A 15,511-nucleotide genomic window follows, 5' to 3' on the forward strand; every position below is an offset into this window, starting at 1 on the left:
ACTGTGATGAGAAAAAATACTCATTATAGTGAGAACTTTTTCTCATGCCTATGAGAGTTTTTTCTCATAGGCATGAGAATGCTTGAGAAATATAAGATTGTAAATTGCTACAAATCAATATTATATAATTTCAATTTATTATATAATGTCTTCCGGTCAATATTCAGTAACTGTGCAGCTTTGCTCTTATTATTTCCGGTTTGGCGCAATGCTTCCAGAATATGTTCTTTTTCGGTATCTTCATTGCGTAATGCTATGCTTGTGACACTGGATACGGGAGTTTCCAAAAGTTCGGTCCCAAGTTCAAGGAGAGTGATGAAACTGCCTTGTGCCAATAAGGTCGCTCTTTTCACGATATTCTTCATTTGGCGTAAGTTACCCGGCCAATGATAGTTCAGTAAAGCCTGTGATGCTTTTGCATCAAAGCCTATCAGATGCTTGTCCAGCTCCTTATTTGCCTGATCAAGAAAGAAATTTGCAAAGAGCAGGATGTCCTCTTCCCGCTCTTTTAGGTCAGGCATTTTCAACGTAAATTCATTAATACGGTGATAAAGATCTTCACGGAAAGTTCCTTTTTCGATAGCTTGTTCCAGATTTTCATTTGTTGCAGATACCAGACGGATGTCTACTGATATTTCCTGCATGGAGCCTACCGGACGTATCTTTCTCTCTTGCAGGGCACGGAGCAGTTGTATTTGTACTTCGTAACTAAGATTCCCGATTTCATCCAAGAAGATAGTTCCGCCGTTGGCAGCAACGAAAGCCCCCGTCTTATCTGTCAAGGCTCCTGTGAACGAACCTTTTACATGACCGAAAAATTCGGAGGCCGCCAGTTCTTTGGGGATAGAGCCACAATCTACGGCAATAAACGGCTTGTCATTCCGTTTGCTAAGTTGGTGGATGCGGTGTGCCACATATTCTTTTCCTGTTCCGCTGGAACCGTTGATAAGTACGGACATATTGGTAGGAGCTACCAGACCTACATAGTTGTAAAGTTGTTTGGCTGCATCACTTTCACCTTCCAGATAGGCATGATGATTTTCTGTTGAATCTTTAGATGAAATGGAGGTGCTTTTTTTAGAAGAAGATTTGGCGGTATTATGAGTCACCGGAACCTTTCCGACCTGTAAGGATTCTGCGATTTTCTTCAGCAACTCTTCCGGATTCACAGGTTTGGCGATATAATCACGTGCTCCCAGTTTCATTGCTTGCACAGCCGATTGTATATCTGCATAACCGGTCATGATAATTAAAGGAATATCAATGCCTTGTTCGTTCATCCATTTCAGTAGATCAATGCCCTCGTGGTCGGGGAGTCTCAAGTCTGATAAAATGAGGTCGACGCTTTGGCTTTCAATATGTTTTCGGGCGCGGGCAATATTACTCACTGATGATACTTCAAAGCCCTTTTTGCCTAACCAGGTTTTTAGCATCATTCCAAAAGTGATATCATCTTCAACGATCAATATGGAGCTCATCATGTCAGGTTTTGATTCTTTTAAGTCACAAAGGTAAGAGGATTTAGGCGAAAATGGTATATTTGCAAACTTAAATTAAATAAAAGCGTTATGAAAAAGATTTTATTGATCATATTAACCATATCGTTTTGTGGACTTACTGCCTGCAAAACCGGAACAAAAAAAGGAGGAGACATGGATAAAGAAACGTTGGTAAAGATTGAAACCACTTTAGGAGACATTGAGGTAAAGCTCTATAATGAGACACCGAAGCATCGCGATAATTTTATCAAACTGGTGAAAGACGGAGTTTATGAAGGTACGTTGTTTCATCGCGTTATCAAAGATTTTATGATTCAGGCAGGTGACCCGGACTCAAAAAATGCGCCGAAAGGAAAAATGTTGGGTACCGGAGATGTAGGTTATACTGTTCCCGCAGAATTTGTATATCCTAAATATTTTCATAAGAAAGGTGCCCTGTCCGCTGCTCGTCAGGGAGATAATGTGAACCCGAAGAAAGAATCTTCCGGTTGCCAGTTTTATATCGTGACGGGTAAGGTGTTCAATGATTCTACCTTGCTGGGTATGGAAAGCCAGATGAATGAGAATAAGATTAATGTTATTTTCAATACGCTGGCACAGAAACACATGAAAGAAATCTATAAGATGCGGAAAGAAAATGACGAGAACGGTCTTTATGATTTGCAGGAAAAACTGTTTGCACAGGCACAGGAAATGGCTGCCAAAGAACCGGAATTTCATTTCACTCCGGAACAGATTGAAGCCTATACAACGGTGGGAGGAACTCCGCATCTGGATGGCGAATATACCGTATTCGGCGAAGTCGTGAAAGGTATGGATATTGTGGATAAAATCCAGCAGGTGAAAACCGACCGTAGCGACCGTCCCGAAGAAGATGTAAAAATAACAAAGGTGACAATACTTGACTGAAATATATGAAAATCAACAGGCATATTCTTGATAATGGGTTACGTTTGGTACATTCGCAGGACGAAAGTACGCAGATGGTTGCCCTTAATATATTATATAATGTGGGAGCCCGTGACGAAGATCCCGAACATACCGGTTTTGCCCATTTGTTCGAACACCTGATGTTCGGAGGATCGGTGAATATTCCCGATTATGATATGCCGCTTCAACTGGCGGGTGGAGAGAATAATGCCTGGACGAATAATGATATAACCAATTACTACCTCACTGTACCTCGTCAGAACGTAGAAACCGGCTTTTGGCTGGAATCCGACCGGATGCTGAGTCTTGATTTTAGTGAACGGAGTCTGGAGGTACAGCGGGGAGTAGTAATGGAAGAATTCAAACAGCGTTGTTTGAATCAGCCCTATGGAGATGTAGGGCATCTTTTGCGTCCTCTGGCTTATCAGACGCATCCTTATCAATGGCCTACTATCGGAAAAGAGTTGTCGCATATAGCCAATGCTACGCTGGAAGAAGTGGAGGCATTCTTTTTCCGTTTTTATGCTCCCAATAATGCTATATTGGCTGTAACCGGCAATATCTCTTTCGAAGAAGCGGTTGCTTTGACGGAAAAATGGTTTGCCTCTATTCCTCGTCGGGAAGTTCCTCAACGGAACCTGCCACAGGAACAGGAGCAGACGGAAGAACGTCGACTGACAGTTGAGAGAAATGTTCCTCTCGATTCCCTGTTTATGGCTTACCATATGCCCGATCATCATCATCCGGATTATTATGCGTTTGATATTCTGTCGGATGTGTTGAGCAACGGGCGTTCCAGCCGTTTGAGCCAGCGTTTGGTACAGCAGAAACAATTATTCTCAAGTATAGATGCCTATATTTCCGGCAGTGTAGATGCGGGGTTATTCCATATTAGTGGCAAACCTTCGGCAGGTGTCACCCTGGAACAGGCGGAAGCGGCAGTACGGGAAGAACTGGATTTGTTGCAACAAGAATTGGTTGACGAACAGGAACTGGAAAAGGTGAAGAATAAATTTGAGTCTACCCAGATATTCGGCAACATCAATTATTTGAATGTGGCAACCAACCTGGCTTGGTACGAATTGCTTGGCCGGGCGGAAGACATGGAAAAAGAGGTTGATCGTTATCGATCTGTCACAGCCGAACAATTGCGGGCAGTGGCTCAATCTGCTTTCCGTAAGGAGAACGGAGTAATACTTTATTATAAGAAACAACAAAATTAAATTCTCCCTTTTATAATCTACCAGTGAAAGGGAAAAGTCCCTTTGCCTGAAAATGGAGATTCGTTTAGGTAACGGAAAAGTAAATGAGACATATTTATAGTACATATAAAGAGCATTATAAAGCACTGATTTTTCTCGGATTGCCGATTGTGATCGGTCAAATAGGAGTAATCGTTCTTGGATTCGCGGATACGTTAATGATCGGACATCATAGTACGATTGAGCTGGGAGCAGCTTCCTTCGTCAATAATGTGTTCAATCTGGCGATTATTTTCAGTACAGGGTTTTCGTATGGGCTGACTCCCATTGTGGGAGGTTTGTATGGAACCCGGCAGTATGCCCCTGCGGGACAGGCTTTACGCAACAGTTTGCTGGCAAACCTGATGGTTGCATTGTTGCTGACTATCTGTATGACTGTTCTTTATCTAAATATTGAACGTCTCGGACAGCCGGAAGAATTGATTCCCCTGATTAAACCGTATTATCTTGTTTTGCTCGCTTCGCTAGTGTTTGTCATGCTTTTTAATGGATTTAAGCAGTTTACAGACGGAATTACGGATACTAAAACCGCCATGTGGATATTGCTTGGTGGAAATGTCTTGAATATCATAGGAAACTATATCCTGATTTATGGAAAGCTCGGATTGCCCGAATTAGGTCTGTTGGGAGCAGGTATCAGCACGCTGTTCTCGCGTATCGTGATGGTGATTATATTTATCATTATCTTTATGCGTAGTCCGCGTTTTGTCCGCTATAAGATTGGCTTTTTCCGTTTGGGATGGTCACGAGCTATATTTGGACGTTTGAATGGGATCGGATGGCCGGTTGCCTTTCAAATGGGAATGGAGACAGCCTCCTTTAGTCTAAGTGCGATCATGATCGGTTGGCTGGGTACTATCGCTCTGGCTTCCCATCAGGTTATGCTGGCTATTTCGCAGTTTACATTTATGATGTATTACGGTATGGGTGCCGCTGTGGCTGTTCGTGTCAGTAACTTCAAAGGTCAGAATGACATCATCAATGTACGTCGTTCTGCCTATGCAGGTTTTCATCTGATGATGACATTGGGCGTTGTGCTTTCTTTGATTGTTTTCCTTTGCCGGAATTACTTGGGAGGCTGGTTTACCGACAGTCAGGAAGTGGCTGCTATGGTGACCTCTCTAATCTTACCTTTCCTCGTTTATCAGTTTGGCGACGGACTGCAGATTACTTTTGCCAACGCTTTGCGTGGAATTTCAGATGTAAAACTAATGATGGTGATTGCCTTTGTCGCCTATTTCATTATTTCCCTTCCTGTAGGTTATTTCTGTGGCTTTGTGATGGGATGGGGAGTAGTAGGTGTCTGGATGGCGTTCCCTTTTGGTTTGACGAGCGCAGGATTGATGCTTTGGTGGCGTTTTCATCACATGACGAAGCTCCCCGAACCTCATCCCAAAACCTGATACTAAATACTTGATATTTAAAACTTAATACTTAACCCCAATGGCTTCCTTCCGTTTTACAAAGTTGAAAATAACCGCCGGTTACACTTTGTTGCTGGCGATCCTCCTTTTCTCGCTGGTGTTTGTACATCGTGAGATGGAAGCATTGTCGGCCGCCGACGATCAACAGAATTTAAGAACAGACAGTCTGTTGACCCTTCTCCATGAGAAAGATCAAAACACGATTCAGATGTTGCGGGTGCTAAGTGAGGCAAACGACAGTCTTCTCTCTGCTTCGGAAATCGAAGAAATCATTTCCGAACAGGATTCAGTTATTACCCAGCAGCGGGTACAACATCGGGTCATTACCAAGCGTGACTCTTTAATCACTACGCCTAAAAAGAAGGGATTCTTTAAGCGACTCGCCGAGGTGTTTTCCCCTTCTAAACAAGACAGTGCCGTATTAGTAAATACATCGTTGGAAGTTGCTACCGATACCATTCTTCAACCGACCACTTCCAAAGATTCTCTTCAGCAGAAAATCCGCATGGCTACCGAAGAAAAACGACTGCAACGGAGGAAAACAATCCGGCGTACCAGTACAAAGTACCAGCGGATGAATACGCAGTTGACGGCACGGATGGATAGCCTGATTAAACAATATGAGGAAGAAATGACTTTGCGTGCCCGTCAGGATGCCGAACTTCAGCAGGAAGTGAGGATGCGGTCGGCACGTATCATCGGCGGTATCGCGGTTGGTGCCGTACTATTATCTGCTTTTTTCCTGATATTGATTATGCGGGATATTTCCCGTAGCAACCGTTACCGCCGGCAATTGGAGGTAGCGAATAAACGGGCGGAAGATTTGCTTGTTGCCCGCGAGAAATTAATGCTTGCCATTACCCATGATTTTAAAGCTCCGTTAGGCTCAATTATGGGATATACCGAGCTTCTGTCCCGGTTGACAGAAGATGAACGGCAACGATTCTATCTCGACAATATGAAAAGTTCTTCGGAACATTTATTGAAGTTAGTCAGTGACTTGCTCGATTTCCACCGGCTTGATCTCAATAAAGCGGAAGTGAATCGTGTAACCTTTAACCCCTCCCAGCTATTTGATGAAATTTATGTCAGTTTCGAACCTCTGACTGCTGCCAAAGGATTAGCCTTGCAATGTCACGTCGCTTCGGAACTGAACGGAGGATATATTAGCGATCCTTTGCGACTTCGGCAAATTGTGAATAACCTTTTGTCCAATGCTGTAAAATTTACTCAAAAAGGCGAGATTAGCCTGACAGCCGGTTATGATTCTTCAAAGTTAACCATTGCTATAGCCGATACAGGAAAAGGAATGGCATCAGAAGATCGTGAACGTATTTTCCAGGAGTTCACACGTCTTTCCGGTGCACAGGGGGAAGAAGGATTCGGACTCGGACTGTCTATTGTGAAGAAGCTGGTAACCTTGCTTGAGGGAACAATCGACGTGCAGAGTACATTGGGTGAGGGGAGCTGTTTTACGGTCGTTCTGCCTTTGTATCCGGTAGGTAAATCCCTTGCGGAGAGTGAATCTCCGGAAAGTGAATCATCGGAGAACGAAAGTCCATACGCTCCCAAACAGTCGGCTGGCATTCCTCCCATGAAAGTCATTCGTGTGCTCTTGATTGATGACGATAAGATTCAGTTGAATCTGACTGCTGCCATGTTGAAACAGCATGGTATTGATGCGGTATGTTGTGAACAGCTGGAACAGCTGATTGAACAACTTCGCTCTTCCGTCTTCGATGTATTGCTGACAGATATACAAATGCCTGCCATTAACGGGTTTGATCTGGTAAAACTATTACGGGCTTCTAATATACCACAAGCAAAAACAATCCCTGTTATTGCTGTGACTGCCCGTAGTGAGATGGATAAAGCCGCTTTACATGAACATGGTTTTGCCGGTTGTTTGCATAAACCGTTTACAGTAAAGGAATTGTTGCTAACAGTAAATGAAGGTCAACTTTCGGCCGATGAAGCGCATATTACAGAAGATATGGGAACTGTCGGGATCAACTTTTCTGCACTTACTGCTTATTCTGAAGATGATCCGGAAGCAGCATACTCCATCATTCATACTTTTATTGAAGAGACAGGTAGGAATATCGAACGGATGCAACAAGCATTGAACGATAAAGAAGTGGATGGGATAGCTGCCATGGCGCATAAACTTCTCCCTCTCTTCACAATGATCGGAGCGGAGGAAACCATCGCTCCGCTAAAATGGTTGGAGGCTTGTCGTGGAGAAGAATTCTCGGAAAAAATAGAAGAAATAACATTTAATACATTAGAAGCTGTCCGTAAAATAATTAGTGAAGCGGAGCTTTATTTGGAGATAATGAAGAAGCCCCAATAAGCCGGTTTCTCCTACTCCTTAGCTACTATTTATATCTTTCTTACTATTACCCAAACCTTTTTTCAAAATAATTTGTTTACTTTGTGTCACCTTATTTACACTGACACATTTTACATGAAACGAAAATGGATACGTTGGGTAAGCTGGATACTGCTTACTCCTATAATACTCTTTGTAATACTAATGGTATTGCTTTATGTTCCTCCCGTTCAGAATCTTTTGCGTCGGGAGGTTACTGCATACGCCTCTAAAGCAACCGGCATGCAGATTCAGGTGGAGCGGATAGACCTTCGTTTCCCACTTAATCTGTTGGTACGTGGTGTGGAGGTCATTCAACAGCCGGACACCCTTTTGTCTTTAGAAAGCCTCAATGTCCGTGTACAGGCATGGCCGTTGATAAAAGGAAAAGTAGAAGTGGATGAAGTGACTTTGAGCCGGGTAGCCGTTAATTCAGCCGATTTGATGGAGGGAATGAAGATTAAAGGCGTTTTGGGACGTTTCTTCCTGCAAAGTCATGGCGTCGATCTGTCTAATGAAGTAGCGGTAATCAATCAGGTCGAACTATCCGACACTCACGTGCAACTACTGATGAATGATACCACAACTACGCCCAAAGATACCACAGCTTCTGCTCCGATCAACTGGAAAGTAGCTCTTCATCAGTTGAAATTGAAAAATGTATCGTTCAGTATGCAGCTTCCTGCTGATTCCATGCGTATGGCGACCCATATTGGAGAAGCAGCCATCGATGATGCTCAAGCGGATTTGAAGAATCAGTACTACGACTTGAAGAAGTTCTTATTATCGGGAACCTCCGCCAGCTATGATACCGGAACTGCTCAACCGGCAGAGGGCTTCGATGCTTCTCATATTGCCGTCCGGGATATTCGCATCGCTCTGGATTCCTTGCTGTATAAAGGGAGGGATATGAACGCAGTCATTCGTGAATTTACCATGAACGAACGTTCCGGATTGAGCGTCACTTCCCTGACGGGTAGAGCCTACTCCAATGATTCTGTTATCTGTGTTCCCGGTTTGAAACTGAACACTCCCCATTCTGAAATCGATTTATCTGCCCATACCTATTGGGAACTGGTCAATATCCCCACTACGGGACGCTTATCCGCCCGTCTCAATGCCTATATCGGCAAAGAAGACGTCATGCTATTTGCCGGCGGTCTGCCTGAAAGCTTCAAAGAAGCCTATCCCTTCCGCCCGCTCGTCATCCGTGCCGGCACGGACGGCAATCTGAAAGAAATGCAGATTTCCCGTTTCACGGTAGATCTGCCGGGTGCTTTTGCATTGGAGGGTGGTGGTCTTCTGGAAAACCTTGCTGACAGCCTCACACGCACCGGAACCATCGGCTTGAAAATGACCACTCAAAACCTGAACTTCCTGACCGCTCTGTCGGGAGAAGCGCCGAATGGTACGCTTGTCATTCCTGACAGCATGAATCTGGTGGCGAAAGTGGATATCAAAGGTCCTGAATATAAAGCAAATCTCCGTTTGAAAGAAGGACAAGGAGCTATGGACGTGAATGCAGCCTTAAATACCGCTACCGAAGTCTATAAGGCTGATCTGAAAATAGACAATCTGCAACTTCATAGTTTCCTCCCGAAAGACTCTATCTATGAACTTTCTCTTTCGGCTGCGGCTAATGGTCGTGGATTGGATGTCATGTCCTACCATTCATTTGCCAAATTGAATCTTTCACTAGATCAGCTTCATTATGCTAAATACCATCTTTCCAATCTTGATCTGACGGGAGAACTTAAAGGCGCATTGGTCACTGCACATCTAACAAGTGACAATGCTTTATTGAAAATGACAACGGATGCTGAATACAATCTGGCACACAGCTACCCCGACGGTAAAATAACGATTGATGTCACCCAACTGGATTTGCATGAACTGGGAATCATGCCAGAGCCAATGAAACGCCCGCTGACTTTTAACTTAGTTGCCGAAGCACGTCGGGATTTAGTTTCGGCACATTTAATCTCCGGAGATATGAAACTCGATTTGAGTGCACGTTCCGGCGTTAATCCTTTGATTCGCCAGTCCACTCATTTTGTAGATGTACTGATGAAGCAGATTGATGAGAAAGCCTTGAATCACGCTGAATTACGCAAAGCATTGCCAACTGCTATTTTCTCTTTCTCCGCAGGACAAGAGAACCCTTTGGCATATTTCCTGGCTACCAAGAAGATAGCTTACCATGACGCTTCAGTGAAATTCGGAACGGCTCCCAACTGGGGAATCAATGGAAAGGCCGCTGTCCATGCCTTGAAAGTAGATACTTTGCAATTGGATACCATCTTCTTTACCGTCAAACAAGATACCACACTCATGAAATTGCGTGCCGGAGTTATTAACGGCCCCAAGAATCCGCAATTCTCCTTCTCTACCACACTGACGGGAGAGATTCGTGACCGGGATGCCGAGTTGTTGGTAGACTTTAAAAATGGAAAAGGAGAAACAGGAGTATTACTCGGTGTCAATGCACGTCCCTTGTTTGAGGGCAAAGGAAAAGGCGATGGACTGGCTTTCACCTTGATTCCGGAAGAACCGATTATCGCCTTCCAGAAGTTCCATTTCAATGAAAAGCATAATTGGATTTATGTACATAAGAATATGCGCGTATACGCCAATGTCGATATGTGGGATGACGAAGGAATGGGATTCCGTGTACATTCCGTACGGGGAGACACCGTTTCTCTACAAAATATTGATGTGGAAATCCGAAGAATCAGTTTGGCTGATTTGAGCAGTGTACTTCCTTACTTCCCGGAAATAACCGGTTTATTCTCTGCGGAAGCGCACTATGTACAGACCGAAAAGGATCTTCAGCTTTCGGTTGAAGCGGCTATTGATGAGCTGACTTATGAACGTCAACGCATTGGTGACGTGACAGTGGGAGCTACTTGGCTACCGGGCGAACAGGGAAAGCAATACCTGAACGCCTATCTGAATCACGACGAAGTAGAAGTGATGGTGGCGGATGGTAAGCTGCTTCCAACCCGGACAGGAAAAGACAGTCTGGAAGTAAACGCTACTCTGGAGCATTTCCCGCTACGTGTAGCTAACGTATTTATTCCTGATAAAATGGCTACGCTGGCCGGTGATATGGATGGTAATCTGAACATTACGGGTAGCACCGAACAGCCTTTGATTAATGGCGAACTGGTGCTGGATAGCGTTTCTGTCCTTTCTCAACAGTATGGTGCTAATTTCAGGTTCGACAACCGTCCGGTACTGATAAAGAATAATCGGTTGGAATTTGATAAATTCGCTATCTATACAACAGGAAAAACTCCATTTACGATTGACGGTTATGTTGATTTCAGGGATATGTCCCGTCCGATGGCAAATTTGAATCTGCTGGCGCAGAACTATACGCTTTTGGATGCCAAACGTACCCGCGAAAGTCTGGTCTACGGAAAAGTATATGCTGATTTCCGGGCAACGGTGAAAGGTCCGTTAGACGGATTGAACATGCGTGGAAATATGAGCCTGCTGGGTAATACAGACGTTTCCTATATCTTGACCGACTCACCGTTGACGGTACAGGATCGTTTGGGAAGTCTGGTAACCTTTACTTCGTTTAGCGACACCACTACGGTTGTTCAACAAGAAGTGCCGACTGTTTCTTTAGGCGGGTTGGACATGGTGATGATGGTACATATCGATCCATCCGTCCGTTTGAAAGTCGATTTGGATGCAAGCAATGACAATCGTGTCGAACTGGAAGGGGGAGGTGACCTCTCTATGAAATATACTCCGCAAGGTGATCTGACATTGACCGGACGCTATACGTTGAGCGGCGGTTTGATGAAATATGCTTTGCCTGTCATTGCCGCCAAAGAATTTGCTATCGATAACGGTAGCTATGTGGAATGGACAGGAAACCCCATGGACCCGATGTTGAACTTCAAAGCCACCGATCGTATCCGTGCTTCTGTTTCCGAAGGAGAGAACGGCGGAACGCGTTCGGTTAATTTCGATGTATCCATTGTCGTCAAGAACCGGTTGGATAATCTTTCCTTTGCATTTGATGTATCTGCTCCCGAAGATGCAACCATACAAAACGAGTTGACAGCCATGGGGGCGGAAGAGAGAGGTAAACAAGCTCTCTATATTATGGTTATGAAAACCTATCTTGGCACCGGACCGATTGGTGGCGGAGGTGGTGGATTGGGTAAACTGAATATGGGTTCCGCACTGAACTCCGTATTAAGCAGCCAAATCAATTCATTGATGGGAAATCTGAAAAATGCCAGTGTTTCTGTCGGTATCGAAGATCACGATTTGTCGGATACGGGTGGTAAGCGTACGGATTACAGTTTCCGTTATTCACAACGTCTCTTTAACAATCGTTTCCAGATTGTAATCGGAGGTAAGGTTTCTACAGGTGAGAGTGCGACGAATGATGCGGAATCCTTTATTGATAACATCTCTCTGGAATATCGTTTGGATAGAACCGGAACCCGTTATGTCCGTCTGTTTTACGATAAAAACTACGAGAGTGTACTCGAAGGCGAGATTACGGAAACCGGAGTCGGTCTGGTACTTCGCAAGAAACTGGACAAACTCAGTGAACTGTTCATCTTTAAGAAAAAGAAGTAAGCATGAAAGGGATATATAATAACATATTAGCAAGTTGTCTGATTGGTATCATTTTGTTTTCGGGCTGTTCGGTGACAAAACACCTGCCTGAAGGGGAGGTACTCTATACAGGAGGAAAAACGGTAGTAGAGAATAAGTCGGCAACACCGGTAGGAGAGACGGCTTTAACAGAGATTGATGCGGCTCTTGACAAAACTCCCAGTACAAAGATGTTAGGAGGCCTTCTGCCTATTCCTTTTAAAATGTGGATGTATAATGACTTTGTGAAATATAAAAAGGGATTTGGAAAGTGGATGTTCAACCGCCTGGCTGCCAACCCTCCGGTATTTATTTCCACTGTCAATCCGGAAGTGCGTATCAAGGTGGCTACTAACTTGCTCCGTGATTATGGCTATTTTAACGGGAAAGTGACTTATGAAACCTTGGTGGATAAGAAAGACAGCCTGAAAGCAAGCATTCTTTATACGGTTGACATGAAGAATCCTTATTTTATTGATACGGTCTATTATCAGCGTTTCACACCCCAGACTTTACGTATTATGGAACGGGGGCGCCGGATGTCCTATATAAATCCCGGTGAGCAGTTTAACGTGGTCGATCTGGATGAAGAACGTACCCGTATCAGTACGCTGTTACGTAACCGGGGATATTTTTATTTCCGTCCCGACTATATGACTTATCAGGCAGATACAACTTTAGTGCCCGGAGGACACATCAGTCTTCGTCTGATTCCTGTGTCGGGATTGCCTGCTGCTGCACAGCGTCCTTACTATGTAGGAGATGCTTCCGTCTATTTATTTGGAAAAAATGGAGAAATGCCGAATGATAGCATGATGTACAAGAATCTGAATATTCATTTCTATAAGAAATTGCAGGTTCGTCCGAATATGCTTTATCGGTGGTTGAACTATCAGCAATTTGTGCGGAATACACAGATGCGTGCTTCCAACCGCACCCGGCTTTATAATCAGTATCGGCAGGAACAGATTCAGGAGAAGCTCAGTCAGCTGGGAATTTTCAGTTACTTGGATCTGCAATATGCTCCTAAAGATACAACAGCCGTTTGCGATACGTTGCAGGTGACGATGCAAGCTACTTTTGCCAAGCCGCTGGATGCCGAGCTGGAATTGAATGTCGTAACCAAAAGTAACGACCAGACCGGTCCGGGAGCCTCATTCGGCGTCACCCGGAACAATGTGTTCGGAGGTGGAGAAAGCTGGAATGTAAAGCTGAAAGGTTCTTATGAGTGGCAAACCGGCGGAGGAGAGAAGAGTTCTCTGATGAATAGCTGGGAGATGGGAGTTTCTACTTCTTTGACTTTCCCACGGGTGGTTTTCCCGCATTTGGGAAAACGGGAGTTCGACTTTCCGGCAACAACGACTTTCCGCCTATACGTCGACCAGTTGAATCGCGCCAGATATTACAAACTGCTATCCTTCGGTGGAAATGCTACCTACGATTTCCAGCCGACACGTACAAGCCGACATAGTATTACCCCTTTCAAGTTGACATTCAATGTCCTGCAACATCAATCGGACGAATTTATCGCAATAGCCGAAGCTAATCCGGCCTTATATATCAGTTTGAAAGACCAGTTTATTCCTGCCATGGAATATACTTATACGTATGATAACGCTTCCGCACGCGGTATAAAGAATCCGATTTGGTGGCAGTCCACCATTACTTCTGCCGGAAACTTGACCTCCTTGATTTACCGTGCTTTCGGTCAGCCTTTCAACAAAGAGGATAAGCGTTTGCTCAACGTACCTTTCGCACAGTTTGTAAAGCTGAATACGGAGTTCCGCCATTTATGGAATATGGACAAGAATAATAAGATTGCCTCCCGTGTGGCCTTGGGTGCTCTCTTCTCTTACGGTAATGCAACGATAGCCCCTTACAGCGAACAATTCTATGTAGGCGGTGCCAACAGTATTCGTGCCTTCACGGTGCGTAGCATCGGACCGGGTGGCTACCATCCGTCGGAAAGCCGCTATTCCTACCTCGATCAGACGGGTACTTTCCGTTTCGAGGCAAATGTAGAATATCGTTTCCGTATCTTTAAGAGTATCTGGGGAGCTACTTTCCTAGATGCCGGAAATGTCTGGTTGATGCGTAAAGATGAGGCTCGTCCGGACTCACAGCTCGAACTGAAAACTTTCCCGAAACAAATCGCCTTGGGTACTGGTGTCGGTATTCGGTATGATATGGATATTCTGGTGTTCCGTCTCGACTTCGGTATACCTTTGCATTTGCCTTACGATACCGAAAGAAGCGGATATTACAATGTCACAGGAAGCTTTATGAAGAATCTGGGAATACATTTTGCTATCGGTTATCCCTTCTAATGAATGATTTTTGTACGATTTTGGTAAATAATGATTGATATTTGTCCTGTTGGATTCAACTATTTTTGTAATTTTGCAACGAAATCTGATGCCGTTGACATCACTAACCTTTTAATATTACACAATTTATGAAACCAACTTTATTCTTATTGGCAGCCGGTATGGGTAGCCGTTATGGAGGCTTGAAGCAATTAGACGGACTGGGTCCTAATGGCGAAACTATTATGGATTACTCTATCTATGATGCTATCAATGCCGGATTTGGTAAGCTTGTATTTGTAATCCGCAAAGATTTTGAGCAAGATTTCCGTGATAAAATTATTTCCAAATACGAAGGTCACATCCCTTGCGAACTGGTATTTCAGTCTATCAACGATCTTCCGGAAGGCTTTACTTGTCCGGCAGACCGTACAAAACCATGGGGTACAAACCATGCAGTAATGATGGGTGCTGATGTGATTAAAGAACCGTTTGCAGTAATCAACTGCGATGACTTTTATGGTCGCGATTCTTTCCAGGTAATGGGTAAATTCCTTTCAGCTCTTCCTGAAAATTCAGAGAACGTTTATTCAATGGTAGGTTTCCGTGTAGGAAATACCTTGAGCGAAAGCGGTACGGTATCTCGTGGTATCTGTAGCACAGATGCTAAAGGATTGTTGACATCTGTAGTAGAACGTACGAAGATTCAACGTCTTGACGGTGAAGTGAAATATATCGGTGATGATGGCGAATGGACTGCTACTCCCGACACGACTCCGGTAAGTATGAACTTCTGGGGCTTCACTCCTGATTACTTCGCTTACAGCCAGGAATTTTTCAAGACTTTCCTTAGCGATCCGAAGAACATGGAAAACCTGAAGAGCGAATTCTTCATCCCATTGATGGTGGATAAATTGATTAATGACGGAACTGCTACTGTTGAAGTATTGGATACTACCAGCAAATGGTTTGGTGTTACTTATCCGGAAGATCGTCAGAGCGTAGTAGACAAGATTCAGGCATTGGTAGATGCCGGCGAATATCCTGCTAAGTTGTTCTAAAGAAGATACATAGGTAAAGATAGAGGGCAGTC

8 protein-coding genes are annotated in these 15,511 nt (G+C 44.2%); 7 read left to right on the forward strand and 1 reads right to left on the reverse strand.

What is annotated here, in order from left to right:
- Positions 1-107: 107 nt before the first annotated feature.
- A complete protein-coding gene (locus tag NXV01_RS07760) occupies positions 108-1,481 on the reverse strand; it encodes a sigma-54 dependent transcriptional regulator (protein WP_148363881.1) in 1,374 nt (457 codons plus the stop codon).
- Between the two features lie 87 nt (positions 1,482-1,568).
- Here NXV01_RS07760 and NXV01_RS07765 point away from each other — a divergent pair, with 87 nt between their 5' ends.
- The 7 genes from NXV01_RS07765 to NXV01_RS07795 all read left to right on the forward strand — a co-directional run bounded on the left by NXV01_RS07765 (position 1,569) and on the right by NXV01_RS07795 (position 15,479).
- Positions 1,569-2,408: a peptidylprolyl isomerase gene (locus NXV01_RS07765; RefSeq protein WP_148363880.1), complete on the forward strand. Its 840-nt coding sequence runs from the start codon at positions 1,569-1,571 to the stop codon at positions 2,406-2,408.
- 5 nt (positions 2,409-2,413) lie between these two features.
- Entirely contained in the window at positions 2,414-3,652 is a 1,239-nt protein-coding gene (locus tag NXV01_RS07770; RefSeq protein WP_148363879.1) for a pitrilysin family protein, read from the forward strand.
- Between the two features lie 83 nt (positions 3,653-3,735).
- Positions 3,736-5,094, forward strand: coding sequence for an MATE family efflux transporter (locus NXV01_RS07775; RefSeq protein ID WP_195649251.1), 1,359 nt, complete (start codon positions 3,736-3,738; stop codon positions 5,092-5,094).
- Between the two features lie 40 nt (positions 5,095-5,134).
- Positions 5,135-7,468 (forward strand): ATP-binding protein, encoded by a 2,334-nt coding sequence (locus NXV01_RS07780; RefSeq protein WP_259022125.1) that lies wholly within the window; start codon positions 5,135-5,137, stop codon positions 7,466-7,468.
- A 114-nt stretch (positions 7,469-7,582) separates the two neighbouring features.
- Entirely contained in the window at positions 7,583-12,094 is a 4,512-nt protein-coding gene (locus NXV01_RS07785) for a translocation/assembly module TamB (protein ID WP_259022127.1), read from the forward strand.
- 2 nt (positions 12,095-12,096) lie between these two features.
- A complete protein-coding gene (locus NXV01_RS07790) occupies positions 12,097-14,439 on the forward strand; it encodes a BamA/TamA family outer membrane protein (protein WP_148363876.1) in 2,343 nt (780 codons plus the stop codon).
- Between the two features lie 128 nt (positions 14,440-14,567).
- Complete coding sequence (locus tag NXV01_RS07795) at positions 14,568-15,479, forward strand: nucleotidyltransferase (protein ID WP_074558949.1); 912 nt, start codon at positions 14,568-14,570, stop codon at positions 15,477-15,479.
- The last annotated feature ends 32 nt before the right edge of the window (positions 15,480-15,511 follow it).

It is taken from the genome of Bacteroides sp. BFG-606 (assembly GCF_024788145.1).
In the GTDB taxonomy this organism is placed as follows: Bacteria; Bacteroidota; Bacteroidia; order Bacteroidales; family Bacteroidaceae; genus Bacteroides; species Bacteroides vicugnae.